Below are 17,779 nucleotides of genomic sequence, written 5' to 3'. Positions count from 1 at the left end.
CATCAAGCCGGATGCGCGGCGCGCAAGGCCGTGCTAGCGTGCCCCGCAAACGAGGAGAGGGTTCCATGTCCGTCATCTACCCGGCCGGGCCGGCCCAGGTCGCGCCCGCGCTCACCGCTGCATCTTCCGTCTACCGGCGCCAGGCCTGGGTCGCGATGCTCGCGCTGCTGGCCTTCGGCTTGTTCTACGCCGCGCTCACGGGCTGGTTCGGCTGGAAGGCCTACACGCTGCTGCGCGCGGCCGTGCTCGGCTCGCGCGACCCGCTGTGGGTGTGGGTCGGCGGCGCCGGCGCGGCGTTCATCACCGTCTTCATGCTCAAGGCGCTGTTCTTCGTGCGGCGCGGCAAGCTCGAAGGCCTGGTCGAAGTGACCGAGCAGGAGCAGCCAGGGCTGTTCGCCTTCCTGGTCCGGCTGGCCGACGAGGCCCGGGCGCCGCGTCCGCGCAAGGTGTTCCTGTCCTCGCGCGTCAATGCGGCGGTGTTCTACGACCTGTCGCCGCTGAACCTGCTGTTCCCCTCGCGCAAGAACCTGGAGATCGGGCTGGCGCTGGTGAACGTGCTGAACCTGTCGGAGCTGAAGGCGGTGCTGGCGCACGAGTTCGGCCACTTCGCGCAGCGCTCGATGGCGGTCGGCCGCTGGGTGTACGTGGCGCAGCAGATCGCGGCCACGCTGGTCGCGCGCCGCGACATGCTGGACAAGGTCCTGCGCGGCCTGTCCTCGATCGACATCCGCGTGTCCTGGGTCGGCTGGATCCTGTCGTTGCTGGTGTGGTCGATCCGCTCGCTGGTGGACACCTTCTTCCGCATCGTGCTGGCCGCGGAGCGCGCGTTGTCGCGCGAGATGGAGTTCCAGGCCGACCGCATCTCCGTCAGCCTGGCCGGCAGCGACGCGCTGATCGAGGCGCTGTTCCGCCTGCAGGCGGCCGATACGGCCTGGGACCGCGCCATCGCCTTCGCCAACGCGGAAGCGGCCAAAGGCAAGCTCACCGGCGACCTGTTCGAGGTGCAGTCGCAGATCATGCAGCGGCTGCGTGCGCTGCTGGACGACGCCGCCTTCGGCGCGCCGCCGCCGCGCCCGGCCACAGAAGCGGCCGGTCACCGCATCTTCCGCAAGGAAATGGTGCAGCCGCTGCGCATGTGGGCCAGCCACCCGCTGAACCACGAGCGCGAGGAAAACGCCAAGCGCCTGTACCACCCGGCGCCGCTGGACCCTTCCTCGGCCTGGACGCTGTTCCGCGATCCGGCGGGAGTGCGCCGCCAGGGCACAGCGGCGATGTTTCCCAAGCGGGACCCGCAACTGCCGGTGGCTACGCCGGAGGAGACCCGGGTGGCGCTGGACGCGGAGTACGGCCGCGAATCCTTCAAGAGCATCTACCGCGGCTGCTACCTGGCGCGCCCCGTCACCCGGGCGGCGACGCGCGTGGACGAGCTCTATGCCGCCGGCCCGGCCGACCGCAACGCCATGTACCCGCCTGCGCTGGGCGCGCTGGTGAAGGACCTGGAAGCGCTGCAGCGCGAGCAGGCGGAACTGCAGGCCGTGCAGGCCGGCCGCGGGCAGGTCACCGACGGCGAGATCCGTTTCCGCGGCCGCATCCTGCACCGCCGCCAGCTGCCGCTGGCGCTGGGCAAGGTGAAGTCGGAACTGCAAGTGGTGCAGGACAAGCTGGCCGCGCATGACGCCCTGTGCCGCAGCGTCGGCCGCGACCTCGGGCGCGCGCAGGGCCGCGGCTGGGACGCCTACGTGCAGGGGCTGCTGGCGCTGCTGCACTACGCCGAGCATATGGAGGCCAACCTGGCCGATGCGCACGGCTCGCTGGCCAACGCGGTGAGCATGGTCACGGCCAAGCGGCGCGTCAGCGACGCGGAACGCAAGCGGCTGGTGATCGTCGCGGCTGACCTGTACACCCTGCTCGAAGTCGTGCACCGCGATGCCGTGCACGTGCAGCCGGACGCGGCCACGCTGCAGCGCGCCGGCCTCGCCAGCTGGCAGGCGGCGCTGGGCGAATGGAAGCTGGCCCCACCCTCGCAGGAGAAGCTGGGCCAGTGGCTGGACGTCATCGACAGCTGGGCGCAGCCGGTGCAGCGCGCGCTCGGCCGCCTGCGCCGCAGCACGCTGGACCAGTTGCTGGTGACCGAAGCCATGCTGGCCCGCGCGGCCTACCAGCACCAGGGCCTGGAAGATGCGCCGGCCGCGCCCCAAGTGCCGCCGCAATACCCCAGCTTCGTCGCTGGCAGCGCGCGGCCGCGCCAGGAGAAGCTGGACTGGTGGTCCCGCTTCCTCACTGCCGACGGCTGGTTGCCCGGCACTGTGCGGCTGGCGGTGGCGGGCGGCATCATCGCCAGCCTCGTGGGCATGAGCAGCGCGCTGGGCACGGCGCAGGTGGCCGTGCACAACGGGCTGGACCGCGCGGTGCAGGTCGAGATCGGCCGCTGGAAGAACCTGGCCGTGGGCCCGGGCGCGACGCAGCACGTGGACCTGGATCTCAATGGCGCGGTGACGATCCGCGCCCGCACGATGCAGGGCCAGGAGATCGAAAGCTTCCGCGTGGAGCCGGACGTGCCGGGCGCGCAGTACGTCTACAACGTGGCCGCCGCCTCGCCGCTGGTGGAATGGACGGCGGTGTACGGCAATGCGAGCGCGCCAGCCGACGCGCCGCTGGGCGCGCAGCGCTGGCTGTCCACCGGCGCCGACACCATCCTGCAGGCGCCGCCGGAGCAGATCCGCACGAAGGGCGGCGGCGGCACGCGGCGCGTGATCAGCGCGGCGCCGGGCACCTCGGTGCGCGCCGTGTTCCAGATGGATCCGCGCGGCAACGCGCGCAAGGACGTGACGCTGGCCCACGCGCGCTGGGACGACACCGCCTCGGCGTCGATTTCCGACTGGCTGGGCCTGGCGCAGGGCTACCCGGAGTTCCCGCGCCTGCTGGCCGCGCGGCTGGCCGAGCAGCCGGCCGACGTGGTGCTGCTGCGCCTGCAGCAGGACAGCGCGCCGTCGCAGCAGCACGAGCAGGTCTGCCAGGCGCAGCAGGCGCAGGCGGTGAAGAACCCCGAGCAGGCCGACCTGCAGTACCTGGCGGCGCGCTGCCAGGCCGATCCCGCGGAGCGCGAGGCGGCCTTCCAGGCGGGCTACCAGCTCCATCCCGGCAACGGCTGGTTCGGCTTCGCCGCTGCTTCCGGGCTGGCGGAGAAAGGCGAATTCGGTCCCGCGGCCCGCGGCTATTCGACCTGCCTCAAGCTGCCGGCGCTGGCCGAGCAATGCGCGCTGGAGCTGGCCCGCGTGCGCCGGCTGCAGCAGGGCTCGGGCGCGGAACTGCAGGACCTCGCGTCCAGGTACCAGTCGGTGCGCGTGGCGCACATGTTCGAAAGCGGCGCCGGCCTGCAGCCCGGCACCGAAGCCGAGGCCTATCCGCAGCTGGCGCGCGGCCGCGTTGCCGAAGCGGCCCTCAAGGCCGGCAAGGGCCCTGATGCAGCGCGCGTGCTGCGGCTGGCCGCCGCGTCCGACGGCGCGCCGGACGCGCTGGCGCAGCAGGCCGCGAAGCTGCCGGCTGGTGCGGGCATCGACAACACGACCTTCTGGCCCGCGCTGGGCCTGGCCCTGCGCCGCGGCGAGGACGTGCAGCCGTTGCTGGCGCACCTGCAGGAACCCGGCCTGCCGCCGCCCGTGCAGCAAGCCTTGCAGCAGTTCGTCGACGTGCTGCGGACTTCGCGCGACGTGCAGCAGGCCGAAGCCGCGGCGGCGCAGCTGCCGGTGGCGCTGCGCGCGCAGGTCTACGTGGCCGGGGTGGTGGCGCTGGGGCCCAAGGCGCCGGCGGCCTGGCGCGAATACGCACGCCGCGCCTTGTTCGTCGGCGAGCGGCCTTACTTCGCGCTGGCGCAGTAAGGCGGCTGGCTCAGGCGGCGCGCGCTTGCGGCAAGGCGGAGCTGGCCGCCTGCACGCCGCGCACGACGTCACCGACGACGATCACCGACGGGCTGGCCAGGGCTTCGCCCGCGATGGTCTGCGCGAGATGGTCCAGCCGCGTCACCGCATGGCGCTGGTCGGGCAGGGTGGCGCGCTGGATGACGGCCACGGGCGTGTCGCCGGGCAGGCCGGCCAGCAGGTCCTGCTCGATGCGCTCGGCGCTGCTCACGCCCATGTAGATCACCAGCGTCAGGCGGGCGTCGCGCGCAGCGGCCGCCAGCGTGCGCCAGTCGGGCGCTTCCGCACCCTTCTGGGCATGGCCGGTGATGAAGATGACGCCTTGCGCATGGTCCCGGTGCGTGAGCGGCACGCCCAGCGAAGTGGCGGCAGCCAGGCCCGAGGTGATGCCGTTGACCACTTCGACGTGGATGCCGGCGGCGCGCAGGTGTTCCACCTCCTCGCCGCCGCGGCCGAAGATGAAGGGGTCGCCGCCCTTGAGGCGCACGACGTTCTCGCCTTCGCGCGCGGCCATCACCATCAGCTTCTCGATGAAGGCCTGCGGCGTGCTCTTGCAGCCGCCGCGCTTGCCGACGTGGACGATGCGCGCCGTGGGCGGCGCATGCGCCACCACTTCGTCGCTGACGAGGTCGTCGACCAGCAGCACGGTGGCCCCCTGGATCGCTTTCAGCGCCTTGAGGGTGAGCAGTTCCGGATCGCCGGGGCCGGCGCCGACCAGTGTGACCTTCCCGGTGTGGATCGTATTCATGATGCGTCAGCCAGATGCAAGATGTGTTCCACTTGCGCGGCGAGCGAGTGGGGAACGGGACGCGTGCCCGCGAGCACTTCGCGGATGTACGCGGCCGTGGCCTCGGGGGCGATGTCCTTGGGGAGTTCCGGCAATTCGGCGAGCGTGCCCTTCTGGCCTTCCTGCAGGGTCACGCGCTGGCCGCGGATGAAGCCATCCATCTGCGGCAGGCGGCGCGCGTCGGCGACCACTTCGCCTTCGGTGCCGCGCAGCAGCAGCGCGGTCGAACCCATGAGCTCGAACACGGCGGCCATCGAGACGGCGTATTCCGGGTGCGTGTAGCTGCTGACGATGACGGCCTTGCCGGCGCAGGGGTTCATCAGCTTCACCAGGCTGTGCGCGGAATTGCGCAGGCCGATCGCCTTGCGCGCGTCCAGCAGGCGCTTGAGGCCCGGGCTGAGCACCTCGGTGGGCAGGAACACCACCTGGCCGTCGCGCACGGTCGGCACTTCGCCATGCGCCTGGACGTCGAGCGCGTGCAGTACGTCGCGCACGAAGACGCGGCTGGACTCGGTGGACGCGCCGTGGATCACCACCGGCAGGCCGCGTCGTGCGACGAGCGCCGCCAGCAGCGGCGTCAGCACCGGCAGGCGGCGCGCCCCGTTGTAGCTGGGCAGGACGACCACCGGCTTGCCGCTGGCAGCAGGGACCTTGTGCAGGCGTTCGTCAAGGGCGTCGAGGAAGCCCGCCATTTCTTCCGGCGTCTCCCCCTTCACGCGCATGGCGATGCAGAAGGCGCCGACCTCGAGGTCGGTGACGGCGCCGTCGAGGACCTGGCCGAAGAGGTCCCTGGCCTGGTCGCGTGCGAGGGGCCGCGCGCCCTGCTTGCCGCGGCCGATTTCCTTGAGGTATTGACTGATGCCCACGCGCAATTGTCCCAGAGCCTTGATGACTTTTGGCTATGAGGACATTCCAGGGCGATCAGGCAGGCACCAGGCTGCGGATCATCCGCTTCAGTTCCGGCACGCAGGAGCCGCAGTTGGTGCCGCAGCGCAGCGCCTTCTGCAGTGAGGCCAGGCGTTCGTCCGGCGAGCCGCCGCAGCCCTCCAGGTGCTGCTCGATCGCCGGCGCCTCCACCCCGAAACAGCTGCACACCTGCTTGCCCTTCTTCTGCACGGCCACCGGCGCCTTCGCGCCCGGGGCCAGCAGCAGGCGGCCATAGGCCTGGGCCGGCAGCTCCTGCAGCAGCAGCGACTTGATCCAGGCTTCGGCGCTGGTGTCGCCGGCGAGCAGCAGGGCTTCGATGCGCGTATCGGCGCCCTCGCGGCGCACCCGCACCGTGCGCCGTTGGCCCTTGCGGCGATCGGCGTAGCGCAGCGTATCCACGGTGCCGGCCAGGCCCAGCAGCTGTTCCAGCTGTTGCACGATCTCGTCGGGGGGCGCCTCGTAGGCGGCGGCGCGGAACAGCACGCCGTTGCGCTCGCTGTTCGCCGCCTGGTCCAGCGGTGGGTTGTTGGAGAAGGGCACGCAAGCGGCGAAGGGGAACAGCGCCATCATCGACTTCAGCTGCTCGCGCGCCGCCTGCGCGTCCTGCGCCGGCAGCCAGGCCACGCCCAGCAAGGTCCAGGGCAGTTCGGCCTTGAGGATCTTCACCGCCGCGTGCTTCAGCTCCGGTTGCTTCGAGCCGGGGCAGTAGGCGGAGGTGGTGAGCGCGTTGACGCCGGCCAGGGGTTCGCCGGTGCTGGAGACGCCGCCCAGGAACTCCGCGCCCCAGTGCATCGCGATGAAGGCCTGGCTCAGTCCCACTTCGTTGCTGGCCTGCGCGGGCAGCACGATGGAGCCGCGCTTGGAGGTGACGTGCACCAGGTCGCCTTCCTGCAGGCTGCGCCGCGCCATGTCCTGCGGATGCATCTGCACCGCCGGCTCCGGCACGTGGCCGAACAGGCGGCCCAGGGTGCCGGTGCGCGACATGCCATGCCACTGGTCGCGCAGCCGCCCGGTGGTGAGCGAGAAGGGATAACGCGATTCGCGCGGCTCGGCCAGGGGCACGTAGGCCACGTCGGCGAAGCGGGCCTTGCCGTCCGGCGTCGGGAAGACACCGTCTTCGTAGAGGCGCGCCTTGCCGCTGCTCGCGCCTTCCGGGAAAGGCCATTGCTGCGGCGCCTGTTCCAGCAGCGCATACGACAAGCCAGTGATGTCGAGGTCGCGGCCGCGCGTGGTCTCGCGATGTTCGAGCCAGATGCTTTCCGGCGTCGTGTAAGGGAACAGCGTGGGCGCGCGCCGCAGCCGCGTCTCCAGCCGCCGCGCGAAATCGACCACGATCTCCCAGTCGTGCCGGGCGCCGCCCGGCCGCGGCACGGCCTGCCGCACGCGGCTGATGCGCCGCTCGCTGTTGGTGACGGTGCCTTCCTTCTCGCCCCAGGTGCTGGCGGGCAGCAGCAGGTCGGCGTAGTCGCAGGTGGCGGTGGTGGCGAAGGCTTCCTGCACCACCACCAGCTCGGCACGCTCCAGCGCGCGGCGCACGGTCGCCTGGTCCGGCATCGATTGCGCCGGGTTGGTGCAGGCGATCCATAGCGCCTTCAGCTGGCCGTCGGCCGCGGCCTGGAACATCTCCACGGCCGTGAGGCCGGGCTGCTCCGGCACGGAAGGCACGCCCCAGAGCGCGGCGACTTCGGCGCGGTGTCCGGGATTGGCCAGGTCGCGATGCGCGGACAGCAGGTTCGCGAGCCCACCCACCTCGCGGCCGCCCATCGCATTGGGCTGGCCCGTCAACGAGAAGGGCCCGGCGCCGGCGCGGCCGATCTGGCCCGTGGCGAGGTGCAGGTTGATGAGCGCCGCGTTCTTGGCGGTGCCGCTGGAAGACTGGTTCAGGCCCTGGCAGTAGAGGCTCAGGGTCGCGGGCGAGGTGGCGAACCACTTCGCTGCCGTGAACAGGTCGTCCTTGGAGATGCCGCAGGCCTGCGACACCTTCTCCGGCGTGTACTCGCGCACCAGCGATTTCAGCGCGTCGAAGCCGCTGGTGTGGGCCGCGATGTAGTCCGTGTTCGTCCAGCCCTCCCACAGCATGATGTGCAGCAGGCCGTGGAACAGCATGACGTCGGTGCCGGGCTGCAGCGGCAGGTAGAGGTCGGCCAGTTCCGCGGTGTCGGTGCGCCGCGGGTCGCAGAAGATGATCTTCATCTGCGGGTTGCGCGCCTTCGCCTCCTCGATGCGCCGGAACAGGATGGGGTGCGCGAACGCGGTATTGCTGCCGACGATGAAGATGCAGCCCGCATGGTTGACGTCGTCGTAGCAGTTGGGCGGTGCGTCGGCGCCCAGCGTCTTCTTGTAGCCGGCCACGGCGCTGCTCATGCAAAGCCGCGAATTGGTGTCGACGTTGTTGGTGCCGATCAGGCCCTTGGCCAGCTTGTTGAAGACGTAGTAGTCCTCGGTGAGCAGCTGGCCCGAGATGTAGAAGCCCACGCTGTCCGGCCCGTGCTCCGCGATGACCTGCGCGAAGGCGTCGGCCGCGAAGTCCAGCGCGCCGTCCCAGTCCACTCGCCGCGGCGCCTCGCCGCGGTGCTCGCGGCGCATCGGCTGCAGCAGGCGGGTCTGGCGCGTCACCTCCGCCGAGGCGGTGAGGTGCAGGGTCGAACCCTTGGTGCACAGCCGCCCGAAGTTGGCCGGATGCTCCGGGTCGCCGCGCACGCCCACGATCTGCTCGCCTTCGGAGCGGATGATGACGCCGCAGCCCACACCGCAGTAAGGGCAGGTCGACTTCGTCTCTTTCACTTGCAGGGTCCCGCCTTCGGCGCCTCCAGCTCCAGCGCCACGGTGGCCAGTTCCACCGGGTCCAGGAACACCTGGCCCGCTTCCACCCGGCACGAGAAGCGCGGCGTGCAGCCTTCGTCGGGCGCCTTCGCGCAGCCGTCGTCCAGGCCGATCGTCTGGTTGTGCAGCGGGCAGGCCACGCTGGTGCCGAACACGATGCCCTGCGACAGCGGGCCGCCCTTGTGCGGACAGCGATCCAGCAGCGCGAAGACCTGGTCCTCGCCGTTGCGGAAGACCGCCACGTCCATGCCGCGCGGCCGCGCCACGCGGCGCGCGCCCAGCACCGGGATCTCGTCGACCCGGCAGATCGGGGTCCATTCGTTGAGGTTCATGCCTTCAGTCCCGTGTAGAGCGTGGTGATGCGGTCCATCACCTGCAGCACGTTCTCGCTGGTGATGAACACGTCGGATTGCGGCTTGGTGCCGTCGCCGGGAGCCGCCTTCTGCAGCGCGTTGTCGAACAGCACCCATTGCAGGTCGGCCAGCTGCAGTTCGTCCTTGATGCGCGGCGTGGCTTCCGGGGCCTTGCGCAGGAAGTCCAGGCCGGCGAGGAAATCGGTGCGGGCCTTGGCGACTTCGGCGCGTGCCGCCGCGGCGTCGCCCGGCATCAGCGAGGCGAGATAGAAGGCGGCCATGCGCTGCGACAGCATGCGCTGGCGGCCAGCCACGTTGACCAGCTTGCCGAGCGGCTGGTTCAGCAGCGCCTCGAACTGGCCCGTGCCCTGGTGCGCCACGGCCAGCACCTTGCCGGACTGCGCGACCACGGCCGCAACGCCGGTGCGCGCAGGCGCGGCCAGCAGGCCCTTGTAGTCGCCCCAGGCCGAGCCCAGCGCGCCATAGGTCGCGCGCAGTTCCGCGGTGCTGGCGTAGGCCCTCAGCTCGCCCAGCTGGCGCTCGAACAGCGCAACCGAGGCGTCCAGCACGCGTTGCGCCTGCTCGGGCTCCACGCCCTGCACGAGGGCGAGATAGGCCTTGCAAGTGCGCTGCGACAGCATGCGCTGGCGGCCGGCCTTGTTGATCGCATCGGCCAGGTCCGTGACCTGGGCCCACGCGGTCCCCGCGCTTGCCATCGCGGCGGCGAGCAGCGTCCTGCGTCGCATCATGCGGCCACCCCCGAGGGCAGTGCGTCGAACTGCCGCTCGTCGACGGATGCCTTCTCGTGCTCGAACCAGGGGTCCGGCTCGCCATCCAGGGCGAACTGCAGCCGCTCCCACAGCGCCTTGCGGCCTTCATGGTCCTCCAGCACCTTCTTCTTGATGGACTCCAGGCCGACGCGGTTGACGTAGTGCACCGTGCGCTCCAGGTACCAGCCTTCCTCGCGATACAGCTGCAGGAAGGCGCCGCTGTACTCCAGCACTTCCTCGGAAGTCTTCACCTTGCAGAAGAACTGGCCGGCCTCGGTCTTGATGCCGCCGTTGCCGGCCACGTAGATCTCCCAGCCCGAGTCGACGCCGATGACGCCGACGTCCTTGATGCCGCTTTCGGCGCAGTTGCGCGGGCAGCCGCTGACGGCCAGCTTCACCTTGTGCGGCGCGTACATGCGCCACAGCGCGCGCTCCAGGTCCTTGCCCATCTGCGTGGAGTCCTGGGTGCCGAAGCGGCACCACTCGCTGCCCACGCAGGTCTTCACCGTGCGCAGCGCTTTCGCATAGGCGTGGCCCGAAGGCATGCCCAGGTCCTGCCAGACATTGCGCAGGTCTTCCTTCTTCACGCCCAGCAGGTCGATGCGCTGGCCGCCGGTGACCTTGACGGTGGGGATGTGGTACTTGTCCACCACGTCGGCGATGCGGCGCAGCTCCGAAGCCGTGGTCTCGCCGCCCCACATGCGCGGGATCACCGAGTAGCTGCCGTCCTTCTGGATGTTCGCGTGGCTGCGCTCGTTGATGTAGCGGGATTGCGGATCGTCCTTGGCCTCCTTGGGCCAGGTGGAGATCAGGTAGTAGTTCAGCGCCGGGCGGCAGGTGGAGCAGCCGTTGGGCGTGCGCCATTCCATGAAGCGCATCGTGTCGGCGATCGTGACCAGCTTGTTGGCGCGGATCGCATCCCGCACTTCCTGGTGGCTGTGGTCCGTGCAGCCGCACAGCGCCTTCTTCTTCGGCGCGGCGGAGTAGTCGCCGCCGGCCGTGAACATGATGATCTGTTCGACCAGGCCGGTGCAGGAGCCGCAGGACGCGCTGGCCTTGGTGTGCTTGCGCACCTCGTCCAGCGTGAACAGGCCCTTCTCCTTGATGGCCTTGCAGATCGTGCCCTTGTTGACGCCGTTGCAACCGCAGACTTCGTCCGTGTCGGCCAGCGCCGCCGCCTTGTTCTGGCCCTGGTGGCCCGCGTCGCCCAGGTTGGACTCGCCGAACATCAGCTTCTCGCGGATGTCGCCGATCTTGCGGCCCTCGCGCAGCAGCTTGAAGTAGTAGCTGCCGTCCACCGTATCGCCGTACAGGCAGGCGCCGACCAGCTTGTCGTCCTTGATCACCAGCTTCTTGTAGACGCCGCCGAAGGGATCGCTCATGACGATTTCCTCGGTGCCCTCGCCGCCCATGAATTCGCCGGCGGAGAACAGGTCGATGCCCGTCACCTTGAGCTTGGTGGAGGTCAGCGAGCCGGTGTAGCGGCCGATGCCGAACTGCGCCAGGTGGTTGGCCGCCACCTTGGCCTGCTCGAACAGGGGCGCCACCAGGCCGTAGGCGATGCCGCGGTGCGCCGCGCATTCGCCGACGGCGTAGATGCGCGCGTCGGTCACCGTCTGCATCGTGTCGTTGACGACGATGCCGCGGTTGCAGTGGATGCGCGACTTCTCGGCCAGCTCGGTGTTGGGGCGGATGCCGACGGCCATCACGACCAGGTCGGTTTCCACCTCCGTGCCGTCCTTGAACCTGACGGCGGTCACGCGTTCGTCGCCGACGATTTCCTGCGTGTGCGCGCCGATCAGGAACTTCAGCCCGCGCTCTTCCAGCGACTTCTGCAGCAGCTTGCCGGCCACGTCGTCCAGCTGGCGCTCCATCAGCCAGGGCATCACGTGCACCACGCTGACTTCCATGCCGCGCTTCATCAGGCCGTTGGCCGCTTCCAGGCCCAGCAGGCCGCCGCCGATGACCACCGCCTTCTTGTATCTGGTGGCCGCCTCGATCATCGCGTTGGTGTCGGCGATGTCGCGGTAGGCGATGACGCCCGGCAAGTCCTTGCCCGGCACCGGCAGCATGAAGGGGTTGGAGCCGGTGCACAGCAGCAGGCGGTCGTACTCTTCCTCCGTGCCGTCCTCGGCCCGCACGACGCGGCGCACGCGGTCGATCTGCACCACCTTCTTGCCGGCGTGCAGCCGGATGTTGTTCTGCTCGTACCACTCCCAGGAGTTGAGGACGATCTCGTCCAGCGTCTGTTCGCCGGCCAGCACCGGCGACAGCAGGATGCGGTTGTAGTTGGGATGCGGCTCGGCGCCGAACACCGCGACGTCGTACAGCTCGGGGGCGATCTTCAGCAGCTCTTCGAGCGTGCGCACGCCGGCCATGCCGTTGCCGACCATCACCAGTTTCATCTTCTTCATGCTTCGATCTCCGGGAAATCAGGAACGGGAGGCTTGCGGCAGCGGCAGGCCGCCGGCTTGCGCTGCGGGCTGGTGCGCATGCACGCGGGCGCGGCCGCCGCGGCCCACCCAGTTGCGCGTCCAGCCGGCCTGCATCACGCGCAGCAGGCCCAGCACCAGCAGGGCGAGCGCCGCGAAGAACAGGAAGCCGAAGCTGTAGCTGCCCAGGTATTGCTTGGCGAGGCCCATGGAGCTGGGCACGAGGCCGCCGCCCAGGGCGCCGATCTCGCCGATCATCGAACCGGCCACCGCGGTGGCCGCGGGCCAGCGCAGCGGCACCAGCTGGAACAGGGCGCCGTTGCCCGCGCCCAGCGCGGCGAAGCACGCCATCATCAGCAGGGTCGTCGCCAGCAGCGAGCCGCCGCTGAAGCCGATGGCCACCAGCGTGCCGCAGACGACCGCCAGCACCAGGGTCAGCGTGTTGATGCCGCCCCAGCGGTCCGCGATCCAGCCGCCGACCACGCGCAGCGCCGCGCCCATGAAAGCCGCCAGCATCGTCAGCTGGCCTGCCTGCACCTTGCTCACGCCGAACTGCTCGAAGAAATAGGAAGGCAGGAAGCTGGTGAGGCCGATGAAACCGCCGAAGGTGATGGCGTAGATGACGCTGAACACCCAGCCGTCCTTCTCGAACAGGCAGGCCACGTGATCGCGCAGGCCGGCGTGCTTGTTCACGTCCTGCGGCTCGCGGGCGAAGACGATCATCACCGCGGCGGGAATCGCGACGGCCACGGCGGCGACGCCGTACACCGCCTGCCAGCCGAGCCACTGTGCGAGCGGCGGGGCCAGCAGCACGGCGATGGCGGTGCCGACGTTGCCGGCGCCGACGATGCCCATGGCGAGGCCCTTGTGCTTCGCGGGGAAGGAGCCGGAGCCGAGCGACAGCGCCACGCCGAAGCTGGCGCCGGCGATGCCGAGCAGCACGCCCATGGCCAGCAGGTCGCCGAAGCCGTGGACGAAGAACAGGCCGAACAGCATGGCCACGGCGATCATGGCCATCTCCACCAGCGTGGCGTTCTTGCGGCCGATGTACTGGGCCAGCACGCCCAGCGGAAAGCGCATGAGGGCGCCGGCGACGATGGGGATGGACAGCATCAGGCCCTGCTGCGCCGCGGTGAGCTGGTAGGCCTCGCGGATGAAGGGCGCCATCGCGCCGTTCAGCACCCAGATCGCGCAGGAGCAGGTGAAGTAGAGGAAGGCCGCGAACAAGGTCGGGGCATGGCCGGACTTCAGGAACTTGGAGGTTGCGCTCATCGTGTGTTGTCTGGACCCGGGCGGCCTTGCGGCGCAGCTCGGGAGGTTGAGGACAGGACAGCACACGGCGTTGTGCGCAAGGCCGGGACTTCAGTCGCGGCCCAGGTGCGGCGTTGCACCCGGCGAGGCTCTTGATGCAGGGACCGTGCCAGCGCGCATTGCCCTATGCTTGCGCCTCAAGTGACCTCCGTTCTCCTCCTCCATACGCCCGATTCCGGTGCACCGGACCTCGGCGCCGATCTCCGCGCGGCCGGTTTCGACGTGCGCGGCAGCGGTGAATGCGCCCACCTGGTGCGCGAAACGCTGCGTGCCGATGCCGACGTGCTCGTTTGCTGGGCGCCGCGCCCCGATGCGGAACTGTTGTCCGCGCTCGCCCTGGTGCAGGCCCAGCAGCCGCTGCCGGTGCTGGTGTTCACGCAGGACAGCAGCGCCGAAGCGATGCAGCGTGCACTGGAAGCGGGCGTGCACGCCTGGGTGGTGCAGGGCTATGCACGCGAGCGGCTGCGGCCGCTGGTGCAGATGGCGCAGGCGCGCTTCGCCCGCGAGAACGCGCTGCGCGCACAGGTGGCGGAGCTGGGCGAGAAGCTGGACGAGCGCAAGTGGGTGGACAAGGCCAAGGGCATCCTGATGCGCGCGCAGCAGGTGAGCGAGGAAGAGGCTTTCCAGCTCCTGCGCAAGGCCTCGATGCAGGGCAACCAGCGCGTGGGCCAGCTGTCGCGGCAGGTGATAGACGCGGCGCGTGTGGCCGAGGGCATCAATCGCGCCGGCCAGCAGCGCATGCTGTCGCAGCGGCTGGTGAAGCTGTATGCGCTGGGCGCCAGCCGCACCGAAGTGGCGGCGGTGGCGGTGCTGCTGCGCGAATCCCTGTCGCGGGTGGAAGAGAACCTCGGCTGGCTCGAGGCCAATCTCTCTGCCGCGACCTATGGCGACCTGCTGGGCGCGGCGCGCGCGGGCTGGCAGGCCTTGCGGTCCGCGCTGGAGGCGGGCAGCGTCGAGGCGCCTCGCCTGGATGCCTTGGCCGATGCCGTGCTGGCCCAGGCCGATGCGCTGGTGAGGGCGCTGGAGTCTTCCGGGCTGGCGGCGCAGGTCGGCGTGATCAACGTGGCCGGGCGGCAGCGCATGCTGGCGCAGCGGATGGCCAAGCAGGCCTTGCTGCAGTCGGAGGATGCTGGTGTCGTCGAAACGGCGGCGGCTTTCGAGGAAGGCATGGCGCGGCTGGCGGCAGCGCCGCTGTCCACGCCGGAGATCCGGGCCTTGCTGGAGCGCGGGCAGGGCGCGTGGGATCAGCTGCGTGGCGCCGCCGGCAAGGCGGGCCAGGCCGCGGGGAGGATGAAGCTGGCGGCGGCGAGCGAGGAACTGCTGGAGGTGTTCGACCAGCTCACCGAGGCGTACCAGCACTCGATCCAGGTCCTCATGTCATTGCGGCCCTGAGCCGCAACGCAGGGATCCCGGGTCAAGCCCGGGATGACAAGAGAGAAGGTGTGCGGACGGAACCACGCGCCGCCAGCACCTCCACCTTCCTCTGCTTCTCATACAGGAAGCTCAGGATCTCCTGCCGGCAATGGTTGTACGCGGGGTTCTCCGCCAGCGCGATGCGGTTGCGCGGACGCTCCAGCGGCACTTCCATCACCTGCCCGATCGTCGCCGCTGGCCCGTTCGTCATCATCACCACGCGGTCGGACATCAGCACGGCCTCGTCGACATCGTGCGTGATCATCAGCACGGTGTTGCCCAGCTCGCTCTGGATGCGGATCACCTCGTCCTGCAGGTGTGCGCGGGTCAGCGCGTCGAGCGCGCCGAAGGGCTCGTCCAGCAGCAGGACCTTGGGTTCCATGGCCAGCGCGCGGGCAATGCCCACCCGCTGCTTCATGCCGCCCGAGATCTCCGAAGGCAGCCGCTCCAGCGCGTGCGACATGTTGACCATGGCCAGGTTGTGCAGGATCCAGTCCTTGCGTTCGGCCTTCGTGCGCGAGCCGCGGAAGATCTTGTCGACCGCGAGCTCCACGTTCTGGTAGACCGTCAGCCAGGGCAGCAGCGAGTGATTCTGGAACACCACGGCGCGGTCCGGGCCGGGCGCGTTCACTTCGCGGCCATCGACGATGACGCCGCCGGAGCTGGCCTTCAGCAGTCCGGCCACGATGTTCAGCACCGTGCTCTTGCCGCAGCCGGAGTGGCCGATCAGCGAGATGAACTCGCCGCGCTGCACGGCCAGGTCGATGCCCTTGAGCACCACGTTGGCGCCGAAAGCCATGTCGACGCGGGAGAGGGAGAGGTAGGCGTTGCTCATGCTGCGGAAGTCCCACGGGTGACCTTGCGGCCGATGAAGGCGACGACGCGGTCCAGGGCGAAGCCCACGAGGCCGACGTAGAGGAGCGCCAGGATGATGTCGCTCAGGCGCGAGCTGTTCCAGGCGTCCCAGATGAAGAAGCCGATGCCCACGCCGCCGATCAGCATCTCCGCGGCGATGATCGCCAGCCACGACAGGCCCACGCCGATGCGCAGCCCCGAGAAGATGAAAGGCGCGGCGGCCGGCAGCATGATCTTGGCGAAGTACTCGTAGCCGTTCAGGCGGATCACCTTCGCCACGTTGCGGTAGTCCTCCGGGATGTTCCGGATGCCGATGCTGGTGTTGATGATGATCGGCCAGATCGAGGTGATGAAGATGACGAAGATGGCCGAGGGATGGCCGTCGCGGAAGCCGGCCAGCGAGATCGGCAGCCAGGCCAGCGGCGGCACCGTGCGCAGGATCTGGAACAGCGGGTCCAGGCCGCGCAGCGCCCAGGTGCTCTGGCCCACCAGCACGCCCAGGCTGACGCCGACCACCACCGCGATCGAGTAGCCGTAGGCCACGCGCTTCAGGCTGGCGAGCAGCTGCCAGGCGATGCCGACGTCGTTGCCGCCGTGGTCGTACCAGGGATGGACGATCAGCTCCCAGGTGTCCTGCACCACCTTGCTCGGCGAGGGCAGCGCGGCGCCGGGCCGCGAGCCCAGCACCTGCCAGACCAGGACCAGGAAGCCGACGATCACCAGCGGCGGCAGCACATGGGTCATGAAGCCGCGGGCCAGGCTGGCCGCCCAGGTGCGCAGCGCGCCGGGCGCGGCCGGCGGCGCGAGGGGAAGGGATTCGAGGGTGCTCATGTCCTGTCCTTCACGCCGCGGCGCCCTTGACGTTCTTGACGGCCAGGCTGTCGAGGTATTTCTTCGGGTTGGCCGGGTCGAACACCTTGCCGTCGAAGAACTTCTCGACGCCGCGCGAGGTGGAGGCGGGGATGTCCTTGGCGGCCACGCCCAGCTCCTTGGCGGCGGCGCGCCACAGGTCCTCGCGGTTCACCTTGGCGATCAGCGCCTTGGTGTCCAGGTTCATGGGCAGGTAGCCCCAGCGCTGGTTCTCGGTGAGGAACCACAGGTCGTGGCTCTGGAAGGGATAGCTGGCGTTGTCCTTCCAGTAGCGCATCTGGAACGGGCTGTTGCTGACGACGCGGCCGCTGCCGTAGTCGAAGTCGCCCTTGATGCGGTCGACGATGTCTTCCACCGGCGCGCTGATCCAGCGGCGGCGGGCGCAGATTTCGGCCACCTCGGCGCGGTTCTTGGGGTCTTCGCAGAACATCTGCGCTTCCATCACCGCCTTCAGCAGCGCCTTGCTGGAGTTCGGGTTGGCCTGCACGTAGTCGGCGCGCATGGCGAAGGCCTTTTCCGGATGGTTCATCCAGAGCTCGCTGGTGGTGAGCGCTGTGTAGCCGATCTTCTGGTGAATGAGCTGCAGGTTCCAGGGCTCGCAGACGCAGAAGGTGTCCATGCTGCCGACCTTCATGTTGGCCACCATCTGGGGCGGCGGCACCACGATGGTGTTGATGTCGCGGTTGGGGTCGACGCCGCCGGCGGCCATCCAGTAGCGCAGCCACAGGTCGTGCGTACCGCCGGGGAAGGTCATGGCGGCGTTGACCGCCTTGCCGGTCTTCACGCGCTTGGCGAGCAGGGCCTTGCCGAACTCCTTGTTGTCCAGGCCGACCTTGAGGTCCTTGTATTCGTTGGCCACCGAGATGCCCTGGCCGCCCAGGTTCAGGCGGGCCAGGATCGCCATCGGCACCGGCACGTTGTTGGGCGTGACGGCGCCGGTGGTGAGCAGGTAGGGCATGGGCGTGAGGATGTGCGCGCCGTCGATGCCGTTGCTCCTGGAGCCGAGCACCAGGTTGTCGCGCGTGGTGCCCCAGGACGATTGCTTGAGGACTTCGACCTCCGTCATGCCGTGCTTCTTGAAGAAGCCCTTCTCGTCGGCCACGAACAGCGGGGCGGCGTCGGTGAGCGCGATGAAGCCCAGCTTGGCGGCCTTGGTCTCCAGCGTGGTGCCTTGCGCCATGACGATGCCGGGGAAGCCGGCGGCGAGGGCGGCGCCTTTGAGGACGGTGCGGCGGGAGAGGTCTTGCATCTTGTGCTCCAGGGTTGCGAAGAAACAAAAAAGAAACGGCGCCCATCGACCGCCTGCTCGCGCACGCGGGAT

12 protein-coding genes are annotated in these 17,779 nt (G+C 69.6%); 2 read left to right on the top strand and 10 right to left on the bottom strand.

The genetic code is table 11. The features are described from left to right. Positions 1-65 precede the first annotated feature (65 nt). A complete protein-coding gene (locus HHL11_RS22135) occupies positions 66-3,878 on the top strand; it encodes a M48 family metallopeptidase (protein ID WP_169420725.1) in 3,813 nt (1,270 codons plus the stop codon). A 10-nt stretch (positions 3,879-3,888) separates the two neighbouring features. Here HHL11_RS22135 and cobA read toward each other — a convergent pair whose 3' ends face one another. The 7 genes from cobA to HHL11_RS22100 are packed head-to-tail and all read right to left on the bottom strand — an operon-like array spanning position 3,889 to position 13,281. Then, a complete protein-coding gene (cobA, locus tag HHL11_RS22130; RefSeq protein WP_169420724.1) occupies positions 3,889-4,665 on the bottom strand; it encodes a uroporphyrinogen-III C-methyltransferase in 777 nt (258 codons plus the stop codon). Then, complete coding sequence (gene ybiB / locus HHL11_RS22125; RefSeq protein ID WP_169420723.1) at positions 4,662-5,570, bottom strand: DNA-binding protein YbiB; 909 nt, start codon at positions 5,568-5,570, stop codon at positions 4,662-4,664. Before ybiB ends, cobA begins: the two co-directional genes overlap by 4 nt. Positions 5,571-5,625: 55 nt before the next feature. After that, positions 5,626-8,415, bottom strand: coding sequence for a molybdopterin-dependent oxidoreductase (locus HHL11_RS22120; RefSeq protein WP_169420722.1), 2,790 nt, complete (start codon positions 8,413-8,415; stop codon positions 5,626-5,628). After that, on the bottom strand, positions 8,412-8,786 hold the full coding sequence (gene nirD / locus HHL11_RS22115; RefSeq protein WP_169420721.1) for a nitrite reductase small subunit NirD: 375 nt from the start codon (positions 8,784-8,786) through the stop codon (positions 8,412-8,414). The genes HHL11_RS22120 and nirD overlap by 4 nt, the downstream gene beginning before the upstream one ends. After that, on the bottom strand, positions 8,783-9,556 hold the full coding sequence (locus HHL11_RS22110) for a type IV pili methyl-accepting chemotaxis transducer N-terminal domain-containing protein (protein ID WP_342593258.1): 774 nt from the start codon (positions 9,554-9,556) through the stop codon (positions 8,783-8,785). The genes nirD and HHL11_RS22110 overlap by 4 nt, the downstream gene beginning before the upstream one ends. Then, positions 9,553-11,991 (bottom strand): nitrite reductase large subunit NirB, encoded by a 2,439-nt coding sequence (gene nirB / locus HHL11_RS22105; protein WP_169420720.1) that lies wholly within the window; start codon positions 11,989-11,991, stop codon positions 9,553-9,555. Before nirB ends, HHL11_RS22110 begins: the two co-directional genes overlap by 4 nt. Before the next feature lie 18 nt (positions 11,992-12,009). Further along, positions 12,010-13,281, bottom strand: a complete 1,272-nt coding sequence (locus HHL11_RS22100; protein ID WP_169420719.1) for an MFS transporter — start codon at positions 13,279-13,281, stop codon at positions 12,010-12,012. Positions 13,282-13,461: 180 nt separating this feature from the next. On the opposite strand from HHL11_RS22100, the gene HHL11_RS34485 reads away from it, so the two are divergent. Further along, complete coding sequence (locus HHL11_RS34485; protein ID WP_169420718.1) at positions 13,462-14,712, top strand: ANTAR domain-containing protein; 1,251 nt, start codon at positions 13,462-13,464, stop codon at positions 14,710-14,712. Between the two features lie 22 nt (positions 14,713-14,734). On the opposite strand, the gene HHL11_RS22090 is transcribed toward HHL11_RS34485, so the two are convergent. From HHL11_RS22090 to HHL11_RS22080, 3 genes are read right to left on the bottom strand one after another with little or no spacing between them, the layout of a single operon-like run. Further along, positions 14,735-15,568: an ABC transporter ATP-binding protein gene (locus HHL11_RS22090; protein WP_169420717.1), complete on the bottom strand. Its 834-nt coding sequence runs from the start codon at positions 15,566-15,568 to the stop codon at positions 14,735-14,737. Continuing rightward, complete coding sequence (gene ntrB, locus HHL11_RS22085) at positions 15,565-16,419, bottom strand: nitrate ABC transporter permease (RefSeq protein WP_169420716.1); 855 nt, start codon at positions 16,417-16,419, stop codon at positions 15,565-15,567. Before ntrB ends, HHL11_RS22090 begins: the two co-directional genes overlap by 4 nt. A gap of 10 nt (positions 16,420-16,429) precedes the next feature. Then, entirely contained in the window at positions 16,430-17,707 is a 1,278-nt protein-coding gene (locus HHL11_RS22080) for a CmpA/NrtA family ABC transporter substrate-binding protein (protein ID WP_169420715.1), read from the bottom strand. Positions 17,708-17,779 lie beyond the last annotated feature (72 nt).

It is taken from the genome of Ramlibacter agri, from assembly GCF_012927085.1.
GTDB classification, from domain to species: Bacteria; Pseudomonadota; Gammaproteobacteria; order Burkholderiales; family Burkholderiaceae_C; genus Ramlibacter; species Ramlibacter agri.
Note: the sequence above shows the minus strand (reverse complement) of the source record. Positions and strands in the feature narration are given on the sequence as shown.